The 19,935-nt window shown below is 39.3% G+C and carries 21 protein-coding genes; 8 read left to right on the top strand and 13 right to left on the bottom strand.

Annotated elements, in window-relative coordinates:
- Window positions 1–45: 45 nt before the first annotated feature.
- The 4 genes from EHQ24_RS15040 to EHQ24_RS15025 are packed head-to-tail and all read right to left on the bottom strand — an operon-like array spanning window position 46 to window position 3,495.
- A complete protein-coding gene (locus tag EHQ24_RS15040) occupies window positions 46–657 on the bottom strand; it encodes an ABC-type transport auxiliary lipoprotein, LBF_0736 family (protein WP_135602369.1) in 612 nt (203 codons plus the stop codon).
- A gap of 5 nt (window positions 658–662) precedes the next feature.
- Window positions 663–1,610 carry an MlaD family protein gene (locus EHQ24_RS15035; protein ID WP_135602368.1) on the bottom strand — a complete coding sequence of 316 codons (948 nt, stop codon included), beginning with the start codon at window positions 1,608–1,610 and terminating at the stop codon, window positions 663–665.
- Window positions 1,607–2,374: an ABC transporter ATP-binding protein gene (locus tag EHQ24_RS15030; protein WP_135602367.1), complete on the bottom strand. Its 768-nt coding sequence runs from the start codon at window positions 2,372–2,374 to the stop codon at window positions 1,607–1,609. Before EHQ24_RS15030 ends, EHQ24_RS15035 begins: the two co-directional genes overlap by 4 nt.
- On the bottom strand, window positions 2,371–3,495 hold the full coding sequence (locus tag EHQ24_RS15025; RefSeq protein WP_135602366.1) for an ABC transporter permease: 1,125 nt from the start codon (window positions 3,493–3,495) through the stop codon (window positions 2,371–2,373). The genes EHQ24_RS15030 and EHQ24_RS15025 overlap by 4 nt, the downstream gene beginning before the upstream one ends.
- Window positions 3,496–3,582: 87 nt before the next feature.
- On the opposite strand from EHQ24_RS15025, the gene EHQ24_RS15020 reads away from it, so the two are divergent.
- The 5 genes from EHQ24_RS15020 (at window position 3,583) to fliE (ending at window position 7,434) form a co-directional block, all read left to right on the top strand.
- Window positions 3,583–4,671: a helix-turn-helix domain-containing protein gene (locus tag EHQ24_RS15020; RefSeq protein ID WP_135602365.1), complete on the top strand. Its 1,089-nt coding sequence runs from the start codon at window positions 3,583–3,585 to the stop codon at window positions 4,669–4,671.
- A gap of 114 nt (window positions 4,672–4,785) precedes the next feature.
- Window positions 4,786–5,649 carry a sterol desaturase family protein gene (locus EHQ24_RS15015; RefSeq protein WP_135602364.1) on the top strand — a complete coding sequence of 288 codons (864 nt, stop codon included), beginning with the start codon at window positions 4,786–4,788 and terminating at the stop codon, window positions 5,647–5,649.
- Between the two features lie 414 nt (window positions 5,650–6,063).
- Window positions 6,064–6,495, top strand: a complete 432-nt coding sequence (gene flgB / locus EHQ24_RS15010) for a flagellar basal body rod protein FlgB (RefSeq protein ID WP_135586647.1) — start codon at window positions 6,064–6,066, stop codon at window positions 6,493–6,495.
- Between the two features lie 10 nt (window positions 6,496–6,505).
- Window positions 6,506–6,967 carry a flagellar basal body rod protein FlgC gene (flgC, locus tag EHQ24_RS15005; protein WP_002975027.1) on the top strand — a complete coding sequence of 154 codons (462 nt, stop codon included), beginning with the start codon at window positions 6,506–6,508 and terminating at the stop codon, window positions 6,965–6,967.
- 101 nt (window positions 6,968–7,068) lie between these two features.
- A complete protein-coding gene (gene fliE, locus EHQ24_RS15000; RefSeq protein ID WP_135586645.1) occupies window positions 7,069–7,434 on the top strand; it encodes a flagellar hook-basal body complex protein FliE in 366 nt (121 codons plus the stop codon).
- A 71-nt stretch (window positions 7,435–7,505) separates the two neighbouring features.
- Here the strand turns inward: fliE and EHQ24_RS14995 are convergent, their stop codons facing one another.
- From EHQ24_RS14995 to EHQ24_RS14975, 5 genes are read right to left on the bottom strand one after another with little or no spacing between them, the layout of a single operon-like run.
- A complete protein-coding gene (locus EHQ24_RS14995) occupies window positions 7,506–7,979 on the bottom strand; it encodes a hypothetical protein (protein ID WP_135602363.1) in 474 nt (157 codons plus the stop codon).
- 28 nt (window positions 7,980–8,007) lie between these two features.
- Window positions 8,008–8,940, bottom strand: coding sequence for an MBL fold metallo-hydrolase (locus EHQ24_RS14990; protein WP_135602362.1), 933 nt, complete (start codon window positions 8,938–8,940; stop codon window positions 8,008–8,010).
- 60 nt (window positions 8,941–9,000) lie between these two features.
- The gene (locus EHQ24_RS14985) at window positions 9,001–10,605 is read right to left on the bottom strand and encodes a glycerol-3-phosphate dehydrogenase/oxidase (RefSeq protein WP_135602361.1); all 1,605 of its coding nucleotides are present in this window, start codon (window positions 10,603–10,605) and stop codon (window positions 9,001–9,003) included.
- Window positions 10,602–11,453, bottom strand: a complete 852-nt coding sequence (locus EHQ24_RS14980) for an aminoglycoside phosphotransferase family protein (RefSeq protein WP_135602360.1) — start codon at window positions 11,451–11,453, stop codon at window positions 10,602–10,604. Before EHQ24_RS14980 ends, EHQ24_RS14985 begins: the two co-directional genes overlap by 4 nt.
- A 15-nt stretch (window positions 11,454–11,468) precedes the next feature.
- Window positions 11,469–13,067: a xylulokinase gene (locus EHQ24_RS14975; protein ID WP_135602359.1), complete on the bottom strand. Its 1,599-nt coding sequence runs from the start codon at window positions 13,065–13,067 to the stop codon at window positions 11,469–11,471.
- A 243-nt stretch (window positions 13,068–13,310) separates the two neighbouring features.
- On the opposite strand from EHQ24_RS14975, the gene EHQ24_RS14970 reads away from it, so the two are divergent.
- A complete protein-coding gene (locus tag EHQ24_RS14970) occupies window positions 13,311–14,516 on the top strand; it encodes an MFS transporter (protein WP_135602358.1) in 1,206 nt (401 codons plus the stop codon).
- Here EHQ24_RS14970 and EHQ24_RS14965 read toward each other — a convergent pair.
- The gene (locus EHQ24_RS14965; RefSeq protein WP_135602357.1) at window positions 14,513–15,148 is read right to left on the bottom strand and encodes a hypothetical protein; all 636 of its coding nucleotides are present in this window, start codon (window positions 15,146–15,148) and stop codon (window positions 14,513–14,515) included. The two genes, EHQ24_RS14970 and EHQ24_RS14965, sit on opposite strands and share 4 nt — an antisense overlap.
- Window positions 15,149–15,195: 47 nt before the next feature.
- Window positions 15,196–15,849, bottom strand: coding sequence for a TetR/AcrR family transcriptional regulator (locus tag EHQ24_RS14960; RefSeq protein WP_100743356.1), 654 nt, complete (start codon window positions 15,847–15,849; stop codon window positions 15,196–15,198).
- Window positions 15,850–16,014: 165 nt separating this feature from the next.
- On the opposite strand from EHQ24_RS14960, the gene EHQ24_RS14955 reads away from it, so the two are divergent.
- A complete protein-coding gene (locus EHQ24_RS14955) occupies window positions 16,015–17,484 on the top strand; it encodes an aspartate aminotransferase family protein (RefSeq protein ID WP_135602356.1) in 1,470 nt (489 codons plus the stop codon).
- 37 nt (window positions 17,485–17,521) lie between these two features.
- Here EHQ24_RS14955 and EHQ24_RS14950 read toward each other — a convergent pair whose 3' ends face one another.
- Both EHQ24_RS14950 and EHQ24_RS14945 read right to left on the bottom strand, forming a co-directional pair.
- Window positions 17,522–17,845 carry a type II toxin-antitoxin system PemK/MazF family toxin gene (locus EHQ24_RS14950; protein ID WP_135602355.1) on the bottom strand — a complete coding sequence of 108 codons (324 nt, stop codon included), beginning with the start codon at window positions 17,843–17,845 and terminating at the stop codon, window positions 17,522–17,524.
- Entirely contained in the window at window positions 17,839–18,087 is a 249-nt protein-coding gene (locus tag EHQ24_RS14945) for an AbrB/MazE/SpoVT family DNA-binding domain-containing protein (RefSeq protein ID WP_135602492.1), read from the bottom strand. The genes EHQ24_RS14950 and EHQ24_RS14945 overlap by 7 nt, the downstream gene beginning before the upstream one ends.
- Before the next feature lie 147 nt (window positions 18,088–18,234).
- Here EHQ24_RS14945 and fliF point away from each other — a divergent pair, with 147 nt between their 5' ends.
- Window positions 18,235–19,935, top strand: coding sequence for a flagellar basal-body MS-ring/collar protein FliF (gene fliF / locus EHQ24_RS14940; RefSeq protein WP_135602354.1), 1,701 nt, complete (start codon window positions 18,235–18,237; stop codon window positions 19,933–19,935).

Here is a 19,935-nt window from a genome sequence, read left to right as displayed (position 1 = left end):
CGATTCATTCGGATTTCAGTCGAAAAGCAACCTCGTTTCTAAAAACTATTTTAGTTTTTGGCTCAAATCCAAATTCAATTCATTGAATGTATTGGTGAGTCCCAAATTCCATCCAAGAACCAAAGCCTCTGGTTCTTTTTTTTCGATAGCTTGGATTTGTTTGTACGTTTTGCGAAAAACAGGTGTAGAAACAGAATCCTTATCCTCATAAACAACCATTTCAAATTCAATTACCGCTTTTGGCTCTTTGGTTCGAAAATCACCATACATTTGTGTGAGATTCAGTTCGATAAAATGGGTGACCGCCACTCTGGTATTGATGTTTGCATCCCATTCAAAATTACCTGATTTTAATAACGAACGGACAAACTCGTCTTTGAAGTTGTGTGCGGGAGGAATAAAAAATCCATTATAATAATCGGATTCGTACACCGCGTTTTCTTTACGGTATACAAACTCTTTTCCTTCGAACCTTTGTGAAATAAAAACCTTTCGGACTACAAAAGTTCTAGGTTTGGGAACAGAGAACAAGGGTTTGGCGTCCCCCGTTTCAATTAAGTAAAACCTTTTTTCGGGAAATGTTTTACTAACACCAAAACATTGGCTAAGAAAAAAAACAAGGCCAGTCAAAAGTATGAAACGAATTGGTGTTTTCATGATTGTTATTTCCAGAGTTTAGACTTGTTTGGTGCTTCTCCAAAGAGAAACTGAGATGGATATTTTTTCGCATTGGCTGTAACTTCTTTTAAATCTTCGGAAGCAATTCGTAAATTTTCAATGGAAGTGGTGATATCTCCTTGGTTCGAAGCAAGAAGTGTATCGAGTCTTTTTAAAGTTGTTTGTAACTGAGTGATAGAAGTATCCAATTTTTTTGGCAAACCTTGTGTTTCGGGACTTGCAATGAGGGCTTTTACCTCAGCATTTGTTTTTCTTAAATCTACAAGTAATCCTGTCGATTCCCGCGCCAAATCTCCAAGTTTTGCTTCTTGGATGGTTTCGTTTAAGTTACGGATGAGTTCTCCCACTCCCAAAAGGATTTTATCCACATCGGCCTTTTCTACTTTATCAAAAAACTTATCCACAGAAGCAGTAAATCTAGAGATGGTGCTTGGTGCAGAAGGAATATAAATTGTTTTTGGTTCCCATTCAATGGACAAAGGCGGGTTTTTTTCAGGGTTTAAATAATCCACTTCTAAATAAGCAGTTCCGGTTAATCCTTGTGAGGCGAGACGAACCCGTAAACCACTTTGGATCATCCTTTGTACGGTTTTTTTTAAATCATTCCCATAAACACCTTTCACAAAATCAGGAACCGACATTTTGATGAGAACGTATCTCCCATAACGAAGTTCTGTATCTTCGGTAAGTTTTTCTGAATATTCGTTTTGAACAAAGGTAATTTCTTGGACAGTTCCTACTTTGACCCCACGGTGTTTGACGGGAGATCCAATGTCTAACCCTTGCACTGATTCATCAAAATAAGTTTCTAAACTGACAGACCTTTGGAAGATATTTCCAGCTGTAAAGACGATGAGAAACAATATGAGCGTAAAAAAACTCACTAAAACAAAAATCCCAACTTTAAAATAAATTTTATTGGATTGGTTCATAACGGGGAATTCTCCTGCGGAATACGATTAAAGAATTGTTTTACAAATGGGTTTTTAGATTTTTCTTTCAGGTCTTTTGGTTTCCCTTCAGCGATGATTCCTTTTGTGGCTTTATCCAAAACAATAACACGATCGGCCATTGTAAATACAGAAGGTAATTCATGTGTAACGATCACAAAGGTAACACCTAAAGTTCTCGACAAACGAATGATTAGGTGGTCAAGTTCTACACTAGTAATGGGATCAAGACCAGCACTGGGTTCATCCAAAAACAAAATTTCTGGATCCATCGCCATAGCACGGGCAATGGCAGCACGTTTTTTCATCCCACCTGAAAGTTCAGCAGGATAAAGGTGAGCAAAAGGAAAAAGGCCTACCATTTTTAATTTGGTTAAGGCAATTTCGTTCATGATGGCGATGGGAAGTTCGGTGAATTCTTCCAAGGGCAATCGAACATTTTCAAGTAAAGTCATCGAACCAAAAAGTGCACTTTGTTGGTACATCACTCCGATGCGGTTCCAAATTTGAATTCTTTTTTTTCCTTCTGCAATTACGATATCATCTTCATCGATCCATATACGGCCGCTAAATGGAAATGTTAATCCAATCATGTTTTTTAGAACTGTTGATTTACCACATCCAGAACCACCGAGGATTCCAAATATTTCACCACGGTTGACCTCAAAAGAAATGTTTTCCATAACCACTGTTTGGCCATATCCCGTTGTTAGATGTTCTACTCGAATGATTGGTTTATCTTTCATATTTTTAGGTAAAAATATAAGACGGAAAAAATTCCATCCAGTATGGACACAAGAATGATAGATCCGACTACAGCGGACGTGGTTGATTCCCCAACAGCACCTGCCCCCGATGCTGTTTTTAAACCTCGGTAACAACCGATAGAAGCAATGATCATTCCAAAAAAATAAGACTTCAACAGTCCACCTAAGATATCGGAAAGTCCCACTGCGAGATTCACTTGGTTGATAAAAGTGACTAGGGGAAATCCAAAACTGATCAATACAACCGCTCCACCGATTAGTCCAAAAAAATTAAAAACAATTGTAAGCAGTGGAGTCATAACGAGAGAGGCCACCAAACGCGGGATAATGAGAAATTGGACGGGAGGAAGGCCCATGGTTGTGAGTGCATCGATCTCTTCAGAAACCTTCATGGTTCCAAGTTCGGCAGCAAAGGCAGATCCCGATCTTCCTGATAAAATAAAAGCGGTCATCAGAGGCCCTAGTTCACGGAACAAAGAAAGACCCACAAGGTTTGCTACAAAAATCTCGGCACCAAAACGACGCATGGGAATGGCGGACTGAAATGACATGATCAGACCAAGTAAAAATCCAATCATGGCAATGATGGGGAAGGCATTCACTCCCATGGATTCAGCCACTCGGAATGTATCCTTCCATCGAATTTTGGAAGGATGTAAAAAAGAACGCCAGAAGGAAACGGTAAGTTCTCCGGTAAATGTAATTAGATATTTAAACTCTAACAACGAGTCGATGGTAAGTTTCCCGATTTTTTCGGATCTTCGAAGGGAGTTAGCAAGAGTGTCTTTATTCCTTTTGCTATCATCTTCAGAAATGTCCAATCGATATTTGAATTTATCATTTAATCCAAGTAATACGAACTGAATTCTATTTTTTTCGCATTCTAAACGAATTAACTTTAAAAATGAGATCCCTGAAGAATCCGATTCCTCTAGTCCACTTGCAAGAACGGTTACTTTTCGAGGTGGGCTTTTCTTTAAAATTTCAGAAAAGGTTGTCCAATCTTTACCAATTTCTCGGGAGGTGAGAGTTTCTGGGAGGTGGATTTCTAAGGTGCTACCTTCCCACAAAAAGGAGGATTGTCGATGAATGGTATCCACGTTTCAAACGTAATTCTAATTCTGAACGAACCCGAGGCAAGTGATTTTATTTTACAATCCAATCGATCGAATAAAAGATGAACAAGAATGTGGAATCTCACAAGTAGTTTGATTGGATTTTCTGCTGGGCTTTCTCTCCTCTTTGCTTGGGGAGAATTCATCAGAAAAAATACGACAAGCCAAACGCAAGTCCAGGGTTTATTATTTCTCTTTGCTGCTATGTTCCAGGCCCATACTTTTTTTACCTCCACGGGCCTTTACAAATTCTACCCACATTTTTATTTGATCCATTTGCCCTTCACAGCTTGTATCGGAGTACTTCTCAAACGTTATTTTTCTGAGCTCTGGGATGAAAGTCCGGGTAAAAACAAGTTTTCGTTTTGGGAACTATTACCTGCAGGAATTGTTATCGTCCTGATGATGCCGTTTTATTTTTCATCCGCAGAAAATAAAATTGCGATCCATTCAAAATATTTGGCTGAAGGGGTTCCTTTCCTATTTCAAATAACAATCCTTATTGCAGTTTCACCCATATTTTATGCGGCTTTTTACGTCTTCACACAGATGGCAAAATACATAAGGTATGAAAGATTTAAAAATTCAGCTCATCTTCGTTTGGTGGCAATTGTTGTAGGAATTGGAACTTTTTCAAGTTTAGTCGGCATTTATACTTTGTTTTTCCATCAGAGGCATGGATTGGAATTAGTATCCACTCTCATCGCCTTACTTCTCATTGGTGTTTATTTACTCAGACAAAAAAGTCCAGAACTTTGGGGAGAAGTGCAGAGGATTGTCATCGAAGAAAAAAAATACCAAACCTCCCAACTGAGTGGATTCGACCTGGAAACTTTGCAAAGTCGGCTCAATCACTTAATGGAAGAAAAAAAAATCTACCGAGATGAAAATATCAGCTTAGAAAAGTTAGCCAAAGAGATGGATCTTTCGGAACACCAACTCTCAGAATATTTGAACCTACACCAAAAGAAAAATTTTTTTCAGTTTGTGAACCATTACCGCATCCGAGAAACAAAAGAGCTTTTTTCACTACATCCTGAGAGGAATATTCTCACGATCGCCTTTGATGTTGGTTTTCCATCCAAATCCACCTTTTATGATGCCTTCAAACGTGAAGTAGGGATAAGTCCTAGCGAATTCAGAAAGTCATTAAAAGTTTGATCCGAATGGGTCCACTCGGAATCTTTTTTTATTCCGGCTTTACCAATCCGGTCGATCTACCTTTCTGTTTTTGTTACAATGGAACCAATCTCAAAACAAAACTAGGAGAGATTTATGTTTGGTGGACCAGTTCAGTGTGAATTAGTTTTAGATTGTGTGACCAAAATTGGTTTTGCACAAGGTGTTTTGAATTTTATACGTTACTATCCCATTGCAGGATTAGCATTTCTTATATTTTATATTTGGCGAAAGGATTATTTTGAATCTTATCGCATCCAAAAAGTATATCCAAAACTAGAAAAGGTTTGGAAAGAATTTCGCCAATCAGCAGTTACATTGGTAGTTTTTACTTTAGTGGCTGTGACTAATATCACTATGATGAAAGCAAAAATTGTTCCGAGTGCTGTATACTTCGGACCTGTTTCCGATTGGTCTGAGATTGGATACATTTTCCTTAGTTTCCTTCTGATCACAATTTGGCATGAAACTTGGTTCTATTGGATGCATAGATTTGCTCACTTAAAAAAAGTTTATCCTCATGTGCACTCAGAACATCATCAATCTGTGAACCCATCCCCACTGGCTGCCTACAGATTTCAAGCCACAGAAGCATTTCTTGAAGCGATCTACATTGTTCCCTTTGTGATGTTTGTTCCCATTCATTTCTATGTATTAATCTTTCATACTTTCTATGCCATGGTATTAAACATATGGTGGCACTTGGGATATGAATTTTTTCCCAAAGGTTGGGCCTCACATCCAATCACGAAGTGGATCAACACATCCACTCACCACAACCAACACCACCAAAAATTCCAAGGCAACTACTCTCTCTACTTTAATGTTTGGGACAGGTTGATGGGAACTAATTTTCCCAATTACGAAACCTACTTCGACCAAGTGACCGAAGAAAGGGATAGGAAACTGAAAGAACAAAAACCAAAGGAGAAAGCAGGAGCTGAAGTTTTAGTATCTTAAAAATCATTGGATTCATTGGCATCTGAATTTTCAAAAGAAAGAGTTTTAGCCAAAGGAAATGAGTTTCGATTGGCACTCGGTGAAAAAGGAAAGTGACTTACTTTTGAGCATGGCTTTCCATCGATTGTGAATTTCAAAAGTAAGCGACTTACCCAATCCCTCCAAGAACTCGGATTTTAGTTCCATAGCCTGCGGCAGGGATCGAGCGGAAATCCCTCCCCTGATTCAACTTACGGTTTTGCTTATACAAGAAAACCTTGGGGAGGATTGCAGGGAGAGCCCGACCCTTCATACTTCTCTGTTTGGTTTTAGAAAGCATTGGGGCCGCCCCAAAAAAAATCATTAACAAGCGACATAAAATGCTTTAGGGAGAAGAAAAACCGACCGAAGGGGAATGTAGAGAGGAAGAGAAATATGTTTGAAGCAACACATTTCATGAAAACTCAAGACCTTTTGGAACGTGGCCTCGGTGCCGCAAGCCAAAGGCGTAAAGTGATTACCGATAATATCGCCAATGCAGACGTTCCTAATTTCAAACGTTCGGAAGTGGTCTTTGAATCGATGCTGAAACGTGCCATCGAATCAGAAAAAATTGAAAAGGACAAAGCGGTTCCTACAAAAATCACGAACGATCGTCATATTGAATTTTTTAAACCGTTAGATTATCGGGACGCCAAACCCAAAACCAATTTGGACTATCTGACTACGATGCGACCCGATGGAAACAACGTAGACATTGAAAAAGAAGTGGTAGAAGCAAACCAAAACCAAATGAGTTACAGCCTTATGATTGATCGCTTAAACCAAAACAACCGCCTTCTCAACATTGTGATGAGAACCAACTAAGGAGTAAGTTATGGGAATGTTTGATTCGATTAATATATCTGCCACTGGCCTTTCTGCCCAAAGACTTAGAATGGACGTTATCTCGAATAACATTGCGAACTCGACCACAACGAGAAATACCAATGGAGATGGCCCCTTTAGACGTGACCGCGTCATCCTAACACCGATTAACCTAAGAACCAATTGGAAAAGCCCTGTGTATCCTTTTGGTGTCGCTCCCGGCGAAGGCAAAGGGGTAAAGGTGATGAAAATCGAAAAGGATATGAGTCCATTACGACTCACTTATGATCCAACTCATCCCGATGCCATCCAAACTGGCCCCAAAAAAGGATACGTCGAACTTCCGAACATCAACATTGTCACGGAGATGACAGATATGATTTCCGCTTCTCGGTCCTATGAGGCCAATGTCCAACTCATCAATGGATCCAAAGCCATGATGAATAAGGCGATGGAGATCGGTCGGGCGTAAACCCGGCCAAATCCGTCGTAATTTTTCCTTTTTTTAATGTGACATAATTTTTTTCTTTAGGTTTTCTCAATTTGGACGATGTTTAGAATGAGGAAAGACCCATGTCCATTGATCGCATTTCAAACATCAGTTCCCAAACTTACAAACCACATTCCCTCCTCCCACAAGGTGACAAGGTAGGAATCTTTCGCTCGAACGAACGTCATTACGGGAAAACAAATGAAGCCAAATCTCCAGATGAAGTGGCTGGTACTTTTGGTGATGCTTTAAAGAAAGCCTTCGAACAAGTGAATGACCAACAAGTAGAAGCAGATGAACTTACACAAAAAATTGTTTTTGATCCAAACTCAGTGGAACTTCATGACGTGATGATTGCGGCAGAGAAGGCTCGGATCTCTTTGACATTTGCAAAAACAATGTCTGATGGTTTTGTCAGAGCTTATAGAGAACTCACAACTCTTAGATAAAACTTAAATCATTAAACCGATTTGTTTCAACGGATCAGTTACCTTTGAAACGAACTGGTTCCTTCAATGGACTATGGCCTAGGGCGACCAAACACGCGCTCTACGGCCTCATATTTAATTTCGATTTTATCATTAGGCCCCACTCGAACACCGCGTTTCATTTGGATTCCATCGATTCTTTCCTCATTTACGTAAACCACCCAACCTTCTGACCAAGAGTTTCTTTTCCCATTCACTTCCATAATTTCTTCGGTTCGGTTGGTAGAAATAAAACGCATGGATGGATCTTCTTTTTTGGACAACTCTGCAAGGATCAGAAGTAAGTCTTTCGATTCAAATAAAGAAGAAGGAATGAATTTTGTTTCTTCATACTCATCAGATATAAAATGAATTTGGATTTGAGGTTCCTGGGACGTTTTAGATTTAGAAGGTAAAGAACATTGAGAGAGTAAAAAAATTAGAAATAATACTTGGTTTAATAAAATGAATCGTAGTAAAAAAAAATTCCTCCAGCGATTCCTCGATTTATATAGATTCTGATTCATATGATTCAGTATATTTTTATGTTGGCATTTATACTTTTGGTTGTTTCTTTTCAAACGCATAGACTAACCCTTGCGCATTCAAATTCACATCCAGATGTAATAACTTCCAATCCGATTCTGTCAGAGTGATGGAATTTTTGTTTGCTAAAGTTTGGATCATTGTTTCCACCTTTGTCTCCATAAAAGACAAACGTTTTTCTTTTGGCACCGCATCCAACATCGCGATTGCTTCGCTGCATAAACCAAGGCCAATTTTTAAATCCTCTGCATTTTTCTTTAAATCACCAATGGGACCAAAATGAGTGAGATAAGCAACTTCGGCTCCGGTATCCAAAATCCGATCGAGTGAATGGATGGCTTCCACAGAATCAAAGTCAGTGGGTGTTGTCGTAGGGAAAATAAACCGTTTTTCATTTTCTAAATGTGGATAGGAAATTCCAAAGGAATCACCCGTATAAATTCCATTTGTTTGTTTATCATAAATACAGAAGTGGTGGTTGGCATGTCCCTTTGTGTAGATAAACTGAAAAGAATGGCCTTTCCAAGTGAGCCATTCCCCATCTTCCATCACACGAACTCTATCTTTTGGAACAGGTTTGATCTCTCCATACAAAGAATCAAAGTTTTCTTTTCCATAGACGGATGTGGCACTTTTAATGAGTAAACTTGGATCTATCAAGTGTTTGGCGGTTTTGGGATGAGCCAGTAGAATGGCATTCGGACAGGCTTTGAGTAAGGCCCAGGCCCCACCCGCATGGTCTAGGTGCACATGAGTCACAATGACATAGTCGAGGTTTTCTCTTTTGATTCCTTCCGACTCCATAGTCTTTAGAATCTTTGGAATGGCGTGGGTTGTATTGGTTTCGACAACAACCCCATGGCCCTCCTCTTCCAGAAGATAAGCCGATGCCACTTGTGGCATATTTGCATACTCGGTATCAATGGTGATCACTTTGCCCATAACATGATTGTATAAGGGTAAAGTGATCTTTGTCAGCCGAAAATTAAGAACAGGAAAGGATCACACAGGTAATTTTAAAGTTTTGTAAATGATCTCTGTTTCTTTCTTTTTTGTGTCTTCCGACCAGTTCCATTCCGAGGCAGCCGTATCAATGATGACCTTCATAATTTCATCCGAAAGAATTCCAAGTGTGCCAAGACCTGTCCTTCTTAAGAAAATATCGGATAACGATTTTGCCATTTCATAACGAATCACGTACACTACTTCTGCTAAAATTTCACCATCGGCATTTAGAACCGCTGCCAGATTTTTTGTTTTTCTAGCCAGTTCCAAAATGATTTCATATTGTAAACCATAATGACGGATCAAATAATCAATGGTATTTTCCGAGAAATCGGCGTTTTGTTTTTTTGCACCTTGGATGAAAATTTCTACATTCGGGATTTGTGAAGCATATAAGTGTTGTTTTGCGGAGATAGCTTCACCCGATTTTTTATCCAATTTCTTTTGGATTTGTTTGAAAATTGATTCTGCAAAATGTCTGCTCGTTGTATACTTTCCACCGGCAGCCGTAATCAGTCCTTGGATTCCATCCCGAACATGATCATAAAGTTCTGACCTTCTGGATGCGGAATAGGTATCATCGGAACTTTCAACCAAAGGGCGTAAACCCCCGTAAGCAAAAATTACATCATCCATTGTTAACTTCTCTTTGAGATGAGATGTTTCATTGATATAATCAATAAATTCGGTGATACTTTCTTTGGTGAGTTTCCAATCTTCCACATTTCCAAAATAAGATTTTTCAGTGGGCCCAATCATCGAATGTCCACGCCAAGGAGCGAAACTGAAATGGCCTTTATCACCCACATACAAAGTCATTAGGTTTGTTAACTTTTTAGTAATGATATAGATCCCTTCCGAACGTTTTTTCGGCATAGGTTGTTCTGTTTTACTAGATTTAGAAAGAATGTTATGTGTCCAAGGCCCTGACGCATTGATCGTTACCTTAGAACGAATTTGATGTTTTTGATTTGTCAAAACATCATGAACTAAAATCCCAACAACCGCTTTGTCTTCCCAAATCAAATTTTCAACCACTGTGTAATTGGCAATTTTTGCCCCGTAAGAAACAGCGGATTTTAAAAAACTCAGAGTTAATCTTTCTGGGCTCAAACAAATCGCATCATAAAAATAAGCAGCATCTTCAAAATCACCCAAGTTTTTTTGGTTGAGTTCTTTTCGTTTGAGATACTGATGATTGGGAATTTGTTTGGATTCATCCCAAGTCCACTTACTATCAAAAGAAAGCAGATCATAGACAAAAAGTCCAATCCTTGCAATGAGTCCTGGTTTTGGAAGTACCATAGGATAAGGATATACTAAATTTGGTGCAATATTTGAAAGAATCCTTCTTTCTTTTAAAGCCTCTCGAACTAAACCAATTTCAAATTGTTTGAGATAACGAAGGCCACCGTGAATCAACTTTCCTGTAGCTGCAGAAGTGGCCCCACCAAAGTCTTTTTTTTCCACCAAAGCCACCGTATAACCACGACTAGCCACTTCGTAAGCCAAAGTTGCTCCAGTGATTCCACCACCGATGATCGTGACATCAAACTCTTCACCCTTGTAAGTTTCAATAAAACGATCTAACTTTAAATTCATACTTCGCCACCATTAGCTAACAAACGAATGGCTTGTGACCTTAATCCATCCCTTTCACTTGCGATATCCCAAAGTCCCATCCGTAGAATGAGTGCAGGAAGTCTCCAAGCAGAAATTTCTGCATCCGTAATCCCGCTAAGTTTTTTATAGGCTTTCAAATACCCACCTAGGATGAACTTTCTGATGATTGTATAAAAAATAATTTTTAATTTTGGTGTTCCCGGCCAAAGTTCTCCATCGGTAAACAAAAGAAAGGTGAAGGCAACATCGGCGGCAGGACTTCCTTTGGCTGCTGTCATCCAATCAATGATGATTTCGTCTTTCCCTTCTACGATTACATTTTCTGGATGGAAATCCAAATGCAAAATGGAATTTCCATTGGGAAGAGTTGCGATATATGTTTTGGCTTTTTCTTTTTCTGTCGCGTTTAAAAATGAAAGTGGTGCAGATTCCAGACAATGGTTTAAGATTTCTTTTATGTCTTTAAAACGTTCTGATTTTAACTGATGAATTTCGTAGTGTAACTTTGCAAGTTTTCCTGCGATCTGGAAGAGCTCCAAGGGATTTTTGTCAGGAAGTTTTGTAAGTGAAATTCCATTCAACCTGTCAAAAATAATTCCAAACCTGTTCTCCACTTTGGCTTTTCCATAACAACGCATCTTCGTTGCACCTTGTTTATGGGCTTCGATGGTGTTTGTTACTTCTAAATCAATTTCCGATTCCTTTGCCTCAGGAAAAAAAAGTTTCAGAATTTGATTTTCCGGTAAAGCAAATAGATCTGCCGACCTTCCGATTGCAAAAGGTTTCCCCAAACTTGTTTTACTGTATTCTTTGTTTTGATAGTCCATTTCCTTTTCCCGAACCTATGTATTTAAAATTGCAAAATTGTTTTTATTATTTTGATAAAGTTTCTTAAAGACCTTAAAGTTTTTATCATAAATTTCTTTGTGTTTCGGATTAGGAGTCCATCTGTCTTGGATGGGAATCATTGACTTGATATCTTCAAATTTTTGAATTTTTCCAATTCCAAAAGCTACAATGGCAGCGGCTCCCATCGCACCAACGTTTTCGGGATGAACCACTCTTTCAATGGTTTTTCCCGTGATATCAGCTAACAACTGACAGATAAAGGCAGACCTTGCCACTCCTCCGACAAATCGAATGGTTTCTGATGTAGAAATCTTTTTATCAGAAAGTTCTAAAATCCAACGTTTATGAAAAAGAATGCCTTCCACTACCGCACGGATGAGAGTTCTTTTTCCAGTATGCAAACTGATGTTAAAGAATATCCCTCGTGCTTTTGGGTCTTCAAAAGGACAACGGTTTCCGTGAAGCCAAGGAGTAAAAATCACTCCCTGCGAACCAGGTTCCGTATCTTTAATCGAATCGAACATAAACTCGAATAAACTTTCATATACGGCATCGGGGCCATCTGTGATTTTCTTTTTTTCTAAGTACAAATCGATTTCATCTAAGGCCAAGTGGTCTCTCACCCATTGTAAACATTTCCCTGATGTTTCTTGTTCCCCAAAATAATTATAATAACCTTCTCTTGCACCAACAATGGAAGCAATCCTTGCTTCTATATCCACAGTTCTTTTTTTGGTAACGGTTCCGATCCAACCAGAAGTTCCTGCATAGATATGTGTGTCACCTTCACTTACGGCACCAGCTCCCACACCAATGAGTGAGGCATCTCCACCACCACCAAACACAGATATGTTTTCTTTTAAACCCAAATATGCTGCTGCTTCTTTTGTGAGTCCACCCACTCGATCAGAAGAATTCACAATCTTTGGTAAATGATCCAAACGAACACCGAATAACTTACACAAAAGAGGACTCCAATTTCCTTTCCCTACCCTTGAGTTATATAAAAAAGTAGCAAACGCAGAATCTCTTGTCATCACTGCTTCGTTCGTTGAGCGAGCGATTAAATATTCTTTTACGTCAAACCACCACTTTACTTTTGAAAATAATTCTGGTTCGTTTTTTTCGACCCATTTGTATTTCCAAATTGGATCTTTGACACTAGCAGCAACTGCCCCCGTAATCCAAAGAGATAACAAAAGTTTTATGGCATTGATGCCTTCAATTTTTATACCGTGAACAATTCCTTTTTGTATTTCTTTGGTGGCCCTTTGGTCCATATAACTCATCGCAGGGCGAACTACTTGAAAGTTTGCATCGGTGAGCACCAAACCTTGCATTTGCGAACAAAAGGAAATTCCTTGGATGGACTCTGGTTGGATTTTGGATTGGGTCAAAATCTGTGTTGTGGTTTCTTTCATAGAGAACCACCAATCTTCCGGATTTTGTTCGGCTCCCCCATTGTCCAGAAGTTGGATCGAATATTCCTTTGATGCTGAATGCACAAGCTCCAAAGCCTCTGACATCCGGAAGAGACAGGTTTTGACCCCCGTTGTGCCGATATCGTAAGTCAGTATATATCCAGATTCCATGTGATCTCCGTCCGTTCGCTTTTTCACGCATTCCTGCCTCTTTTTCCCCGCTCCAGAGTGCTATCCGAAAGGACTTTTCGTTTTTCTCCTGGAACTAGAAAAAAGTGAGTGATGACTCACAAAGATTTAGAATCATCGGCTCGGATGGCAAATCATTTTCCGTCGGGATTTCTCCATGAGAGAATTTATTCCGAACGGTTGTTTTGATACCAAATCCGTAGATCGTAGAAAAAGGGAGTCCCCATGAGCCAAAACACTCCAAAATTATATTCCTACCGCTGGGTCGTGTTATTTGCCTATATTGTCATCACTGCTACCATTTGTTTGCAATGGTTGACCTTTGCTCCCATTGCCCGAGACGCCAAAGAGTTTTATCAAGTAAGCCCTTTACAGATCGATTTGCTCTCACTCGTATTTCTCGGCGTTTTTGTCATCATTGCGATTCCTGCTTCTTACGTGATTGATACGTATGGGATCAAAAAAGGAGTTGGGTTTGGAGCCATACTAACAGGAGTTTGTGGATTACTCAAAGGAATTTATGCTGCCGACTATTCCATTGTATTAATCTGCCAAATTGGTTTGGCCGTAGCACAACCTTTTTTACTTAACGCCGTCACAAAGATAAGTGTATTGTGGTTCCCCATCCAAGAAAGAGCCACTGCCGTTGCCCTGGGAACTCTCGCTCAATTTCTCGGAATCATTCTTGTGATGATCCTGACACCCATCTTACTCCAATCAGGAAATTCCATTCCACAAGTCATGATGATTTACGGTTTTGTTTCTGTGGCTTCCGCCATTCTCTTTCTTCTGCTCATCAAAGAAAAACCTCCGACTTCTCCAAGCACTCACGGCGAAGACCATGAACTCCCGTTCTTGGAAGGACTTCGTTTTTTATGGAAACAGAAGGACATGAAAAAAATTCTATTTTTATTTCTCATTGGTCTTGGGGTCTTCAATGCAGTCAGCACTTGTATTGATCAAATTTGTGAAATCAAAGGACTGAATATCGACGAATCAGGACTTGTTGGTGGAGTGATGCTGATTTCAGGAATCATCGGTGGAATCATCATACCGCCGTTATCTGACAAATTACAAAAAAGAAAATTATTCCTTATCATTGCGATGGCTGGATTTCTCTTAGGACTTTGTTTATTCACCTTATTCCAAGGATTTATTTTCCTACTCACAGGTTCCGTGATCATTGGATTTTTTCTCCTCGGGATTGGAGCCCCTATCGGATTCCAATACTGTGCGGAGATCACATCCCCTGCACCAGAATCAACTTCGCAAGGATTGTTACTTCTAGTAGGACAAGTCTCTGGCATTTTATTTATCTTAGGACTAAACTTCTTCGGAATGATATCGTTTCTTTATATCCTACTCATTTTATCACTGATTAATTTTGTGATGGTATTTTGGTTAAAAGAATCACCGTTTATGGGAAGTTAACGAAAAAAATCTTTCTCAATTTTTTTATTTGTTTCTTTCATTAACAAATAAAAGAGATATGATTCCTTTTCCTTGTACGGTTCGACGAAAAGCGCATAAGGAGCGAGTGGTAGCCAATCAAAAAATTTAACAATTTTTGTATTCGTATATTCTTTTCTAACTACATTATTGATCGAATACTTAGTTGTTAGCGTGTAGGTAACGGATTTAGTGTTTGGTATTAGATAAATCGACAGGATAGAAAAAGCATATAATAGCCGATTTTCTTCTGCGGGGTTTTCAAAATTATATTCAAAGGTATAAACGTTGTTTGGATCAGAATTAAGGATACTTTCACATATTGACGTTTTATAAAAATTTTCTATAATTTCTTTTTGATTTAAATAACCTCCCTTTACTTCGGCTGGAAAAATAATTCCAGGTCCCAAATGGATTATATTATCATTGATTATGATTTTATGTTTATTGTAAAAATCTGGAATTCTATAGTTAGTGATATAAAAAGAATTCTGATTGATACCCGGATAATAATGATCAAAATCTGCACTGGATCTGCAAGAAATGATCACTGCCAGACTGAGCAAAATTGTGATAAACTTTCTTGATACATTTATAGAACTATTTTGTAACATCCAAATCACGGAGTAAGGAGAAGAAAAGGATTCTCAAAAAACTCTACTCACCCACCAAGCGCCCTACGGATCACGCGCATGACACCGGCCACAACGTCTTCATCCTTATCAAACACATCTTCGCCTAAATAGATCTTCATACGCTCTTTATAATATACGGTGGAGTAAGAAAACTGTAAGGTCATAAAAATATTATCGAGCAAAAAAGCTGAAAGGTTACTGTCGATATCGGAGGAGATGGTTCCTTCTTTTTTGGCAAGATTGATCATTTCAATATAACATTTTGCAGATAAAGATTCCAACTCACCAGAAAGACGTGTGATCAGTTCATAATTACTTTCCGTTGTCATTTCATTGTAGAGACGGATGATGTCTTGGTTGATCCGCGAGTGGGTTTGGATGATACGAATGATCTTTTCTATTTTGCCAAACAAATCCAGATCCAAGGAAAGGACAGATTCTAAGGTTTTTTCTAATTGGGTGATTCCATGATCCACCACCGTGAGGAAAAAATCCTCTTTGGTTTCGAAGTATTTATAGAGGGAACCAACACTGATCCCCGCTTTTTGGGCGATGGTATTTGTATTGGCGCTTGTAAACCCGCGGTTGGCAAATTCAGAAATGGCTGTGGATAAAATTCGATTCCGTTTTTCTTCGGAAATCCGTTCAAAACTATCATTAAAATGCTTTGTCTCTGCCATACCCATCTCCGTCCTATAAATGAAAAAAGGCTGGATTTCTCAAGGAAATTGATCGCAATTTTCCCAAGAATCCGCCATTCTCGAATAATTTTTTGAATTCCTACTTGACAATGAGTGAGTCATCACTCATTGTCAAGTAAAAAGACCCGGAAGAGGAAAGATAATATGGCCCAAGGCTTTTCCATGAACGAATACCCAGATGTAGACCAAGTTTACAAAGACTTAAGGAAACTCATTTCCCTTCCCATCCGCTCCATTCGTAAAGACGCAATGGATGATATCATTCATAATTACTTTGATAAAAAATGCAGTAAGTCCAAAGCCATGATCACTAAGGCTTCGGAATACATTCCTGGCGGGGTCCAACACAACCTTTCTTTCAATCACCCCTTCCCTCTTGTATTCACTGAGGCATCCGGTGCTTATCTCTATGATTTAGACGGAAATAAATACATCGATTTTTTACAAGCCGGTGGGCCTACCGTTCTCGGAAGTAATCCAAATATTGTCCGTAAAAAAGTCATCGAACTTCTCAATACAACTGGTCCCGTTACTGGTCTTTTTCATGAATACGAATACAAGTTAGCTGAAAAAATTGTAGAGTTAGTTCCTTCTGTGGAAATGTTTCGTATGCTCGGCTCGGGAACGGAAGCTTGTATGGCATCGATTCGTGTGGCAAGGCTTGCCACTAAGAAAAAAAATATAGTGAAGATGGGTGGAGCTTATCATGGTTGGAGTGACCAATTGGCTTATGGACTACGAATCCCGGGCACAAGGCATTTTGAAGCCAATGGAGTTCCTAAATCCATTTTCAAATACACACAAGAATTTTATCCGAACGATTTGAACGCTTTAGAATCTGTTCTCAAAAGAAATCGTTTCCGTGGTGGTACGGCGGCTGTTCTCATTGAACCAGTAGGACCAGAAAGTGGAACAAGACCTCTTGACCGTAATTTCAACAAAGGTGTTAGAGAACTTTGTGATAAATACGGTGCCCTTCTTATTTTTGATGAAGTGGTCACCGCATTCCGTATTGGACTCAGTGGTGCCCAAGGGTATTATGGTGTGACTCCTGACCTTACTATCTTTGGAAAAGTTGTGGCAGGTGGATATCCATCAGCTGGTGGACTTGGTGGTAAAAAAGAATACATGAAATATGTATCCGCTGGACTCCAAACTGGCACCAAAAAGGCATTAATCGGTGGAACCATGGCTGCAAACCCACTCAGTTCTGCTGCTGGTTATTTTACTCTTTGTGAAATGGAAAAAACAGGAGCTCTTGAAAAATCAGGAAGGGCTGGAGACCGCCTAACAAAAGGACTACAAAAACTGATCAAAAAGTATGACCTTCCTTTTGTGGCCTTCAACCAAGGTTCCATTTGCCATTTAGAAACCGTTGGCACTATGTTACTCGATATCAACATCAAGAAGTTCTGGACTATTAAAAAAACCATCTCAGAAGCGCATAAAAGAAAACATGCGATGGAAGAAATGGGTGCCGCTTATATGTCAGAAGGACTTGTGACTCTTGCAGGAAGTAGACTTTATACCAGTGCTTCCGATACAGATGCGGTGATTGATGACGCCCTCAAACGATTTGATCGTGTGTTCCAAAAAGTGGAAGGTGTGGCTTAAGGAATTTGGTTTAAGAGTCGTAAAAGAATGTTTCAGTCTAATCGACTAACATTTCTTTTATGACTCTTTTAATTTTCTGAATTGTTTTTTGATCTGCTGACCCTAGTTTTTGAATCAACCTGGATTTATCAACGGTTCTGATTTGATCTAAAACAATAGATCCTTTTTTTTCCTGAAAGGATAGTTCCATTCTTGTGGGGTAACGTTTTGAAGCGGTAGTCATCGGTGCAATCATCACAGTTCCAATGAACTGATTCATTTCATTCGGCGAAATCACAATACAAGGTTTAGATTTTTGAATTTCAATTCCAACGGTTGGATCTAAATTGATTAAGTAGATTTCGTATTGATTGATTACCATTCCCAATCCTGTGAATTCAAATCAATTGAATCTGGAATGAATAACTCATCCTCTTTTCCTTTTGCCATCGCTTTGAATTGGTCTTCCCAACCCACTCGCGGTTTGTTTTTAACCGGCGTGATGATGATTTTATTGTCCTCTACCAGTAGATCGACTTCGTCTTCTATCTGACATTCCGCTAAAACTGTTTTGGGAATTCGGATTCCTTTCGAATTTCCGATTTGTATGACAGCAGCCTTCATTGTAATTACAATGTAATCACACACATAAATCGTCAATTCCAAATCGCTGCCTAAACTCATCGGTAATTTCCGCACCAAACCGAAAAGTACTTGTACATTTCGGAATTGCCCGGACATTATGTCTCAAATCCTGACGAGGCCCGTACTATGCCTGAACCACTGCAAAAAATCATCGATAATCTCAAAGAGTTATTAAACAAACTCGATAAAACCAAAAAAATGATTTTGGGTGGTGTGCTCGCCGTTGTGGTGGTGGCAGTCATCATCTTATCCAACGTCTCGTCACAACGAAACCGAGTGGTTCTCTTTAAGGATTTGGATTCCAAAGACTTTTCTGAAGTAACTAAAAAACTAGATGCTCTCGGTTATTCTTATGGTTCGAGTGATACAAGTCTCATCACTGTTGATCCCGAACAAAGACAAGAGATCGTTACAAAACTGGCACAAGAGAATTTGATTCCTGCTGGTGTCACTGGTTGGGAACTATTCGACATTGAAAAATTCACTGAGACCCAATTCGACAAAGACATTAAAAAGTACAGAGCTCTCAAAGGTGCGATTGAAAAATCACTCAATACGTTAAGACCGATCGAAAGATCCGATGTCAACATCGCCATCCCTGAAGGTGATCTTTTTGAATCCAATTCCTATCCTGTGAAAGCCAGTGTGATTCTACACTTCAAACCTGGTGTAGAAGGAATGAGTAAAAAAGAAATCAAAGGGATTGTGAACTTAGTCGCTCGCGCGGTTCCTAAGTTAAAACCAGAAAACGTAAGTGTGGCCGATCCTGACGGTAAAATCATTTCTGACTTTGAAGAAGATTTAGAAAAAGAAAGATTAGAACTTAGGATTGTCCAAGAAAAACTTAGAATCGAAGAAGAAGAACGAGTCAAACGTCTCATCGACATTCGCAATACCCTTCGTTGGTATTTGGGTGGAGAAGATCGAGTGGACATCACTCGTTTCGAATATTCCTTCAATTGGGACCAAGAATCCTTAACTGAAAATGAAGTATTACCTGTGGTTGCGGAAGAAGACAACCCTGACACCCCATATAACGAAAGAAAGTTGGTTGATGGATATTCTTTAAAAGTATCTTCCAAAGAAACAAAAGAATCTTTTAAGGGTCGTGGGTTTACTCCCGATGGTCCTGCAGGAACTGAGCCAAACCTTCCTCCTGGTTATAAAGATACAGACTATCAAAAAGCAGAATATTCCAAAGACGAAAATATCAATAACTACGAATTCAACAAACGTGTGAAAGATATCAAACGCCAACCCTGGAAGATAGAAAAAATTGGACTTTCTGTTGTAGTGGATGGTGTTTGGGAACGAAAAGAACGCGAAGATGGAATGGGATATGACAGAAAATACATTCCTGTTGCGGAAGGTGATTTAAAACTCGTTCGTAAAAACTTAGAAGCTGCGATTGGTTACACAAGATCCCGTGGTGACCAAATCAGTGTCATCACCATTCCAAAAGATAGAACCGAACAATTCCGTGCAGAAGATGAAGAGTTTCAAAGACAACGTGCCATTCGTAATATGGTGATTGCTTCCCTTGTTATTTTAATTCTACTTATCCTTGCGATCTTAGTTTACCGTGCGATCAAAAAAGAAATCGCAAGAAGAAGAAGACTCAGAGAAGAAGAGCTGGCTGCTCAACAACAAATGATGCGGGAAGCCGCTCTTCGAGTGATGGACGAAGGGGGAGCAGAAGTCGAACTCTCCCTCGACGAAAAACTCAGACGAGAGTTACTCGAAAATGCAATCAACCTAGCAAAAGAAAAACCAGAAGATGTGGCACAGCTACTACGCACTTGGCTTGCTGAGGAAGAACAAACGTAA

This window comes from Leptospira noumeaensis (assembly GCF_004770765.1).
Taxonomy (GTDB): Bacteria; Spirochaetota; Leptospiria; order Leptospirales; family Leptospiraceae; genus Leptospira_A; species Leptospira_A noumeaensis.
Note: the sequence above shows the minus strand (reverse complement) of the source record. Positions and strands in the feature narration are given on the sequence as shown.

What these genes read in the sequence shown, in the direction of transcription:
- EHQ24_RS15040 (WP_135602369.1), bottom strand. Translation starts at nt 657, where the DNA reads ATGAAAACACCAATTCGTTTCATACTTTTGACTGGCCTTGTTTTTTTT.
- EHQ24_RS15035 (WP_135602368.1), bottom strand. Translation starts at nt 1,610, where the DNA reads ATGAACCAATCCAATAAAATTTATTTTAAAGTTGGGATTTTTGTTTTA.
- EHQ24_RS15030 (WP_135602367.1), bottom strand. Translation starts at nt 2,374, where the DNA reads ATGAAAGATAAACCAATCATTCGAGTAGAACATCTAACAACGGGATAT.
- EHQ24_RS15020 (WP_135602365.1), top strand. Translation starts at nt 3,583, where the DNA reads ATGTGGAATCTCACAAGTAGTTTGATTGGATTTTCTGCTGGGCTTTCT.
- EHQ24_RS15015 (WP_135602364.1), top strand. Translation starts at nt 4,786, where the DNA reads ATGTTTGGTGGACCAGTTCAGTGTGAATTAGTTTTAGATTGTGTGACC.
- flgB (WP_135586647.1), top strand. Translation starts at nt 6,064, where the DNA reads ATGTTTGAAGCAACACATTTCATGAAAACTCAAGACCTTTTGGAACGT.
- flgC (WP_002975027.1), top strand. Translation starts at nt 6,506, where the DNA reads ATGGGAATGTTTGATTCGATTAATATATCTGCCACTGGCCTTTCTGCC.
- fliE (WP_135586645.1), top strand. Translation starts at nt 7,069, where the DNA reads ATGTCCATTGATCGCATTTCAAACATCAGTTCCCAAACTTACAAACCA.
- EHQ24_RS14995 (WP_135602363.1), bottom strand. Translation starts at nt 7,979, where the DNA reads ATGAATCAGAATCTATATAAATCGAGGAATCGCTGGAGGAATTTTTTT.
- EHQ24_RS14990 (WP_135602362.1), bottom strand. Translation starts at nt 8,940, where the DNA reads ATGGGCAAAGTGATCACCATTGATACCGAGTATGCAAATATGCCACAA.
- EHQ24_RS14985 (WP_135602361.1), bottom strand. Translation starts at nt 10,605, where the DNA reads ATGAATTTAAAGTTAGATCGTTTTATTGAAACTTACAAGGGTGAAGAG.
- EHQ24_RS14980 (WP_135602360.1), bottom strand. Translation starts at nt 11,453, where the DNA reads ATGGACTATCAAAACAAAGAATACAGTAAAACAAGTTTGGGGAAACCT.
- EHQ24_RS14975 (WP_135602359.1), bottom strand. Translation starts at nt 13,067, where the DNA reads ATGGAATCTGGATATATACTGACTTACGATATCGGCACAACGGGGGTC.
- EHQ24_RS14970 (WP_135602358.1), top strand. Translation starts at nt 13,311, where the DNA reads ATGAGCCAAAACACTCCAAAATTATATTCCTACCGCTGGGTCGTGTTA.
- EHQ24_RS14965 (WP_135602357.1), bottom strand. Translation starts at nt 15,148, where the DNA reads ATGTTACAAAATAGTTCTATAAATGTATCAAGAAAGTTTATCACAATT.
- EHQ24_RS14960 (WP_100743356.1), bottom strand. Translation starts at nt 15,849, where the DNA reads ATGGCAGAGACAAAGCATTTTAATGATAGTTTTGAACGGATTTCCGAA.
- EHQ24_RS14955 (WP_135602356.1), top strand. Translation starts at nt 16,015, where the DNA reads ATGGCCCAAGGCTTTTCCATGAACGAATACCCAGATGTAGACCAAGTT.
- EHQ24_RS14950 (WP_135602355.1), bottom strand. Translation starts at nt 17,845, where the DNA reads ATGGTAATCAATCAATACGAAATCTACTTAATCAATTTAGATCCAACC.
- EHQ24_RS14945 (WP_135602492.1), bottom strand. Translation starts at nt 18,087, where the DNA reads ATGAAGGCTGCTGTCATACAAATCGGAAATTCGAAAGGAATCCGAATT.
- fliF (WP_135602354.1), top strand. Translation starts at nt 18,235, where the DNA reads ATGCCTGAACCACTGCAAAAAATCATCGATAATCTCAAAGAGTTATTA.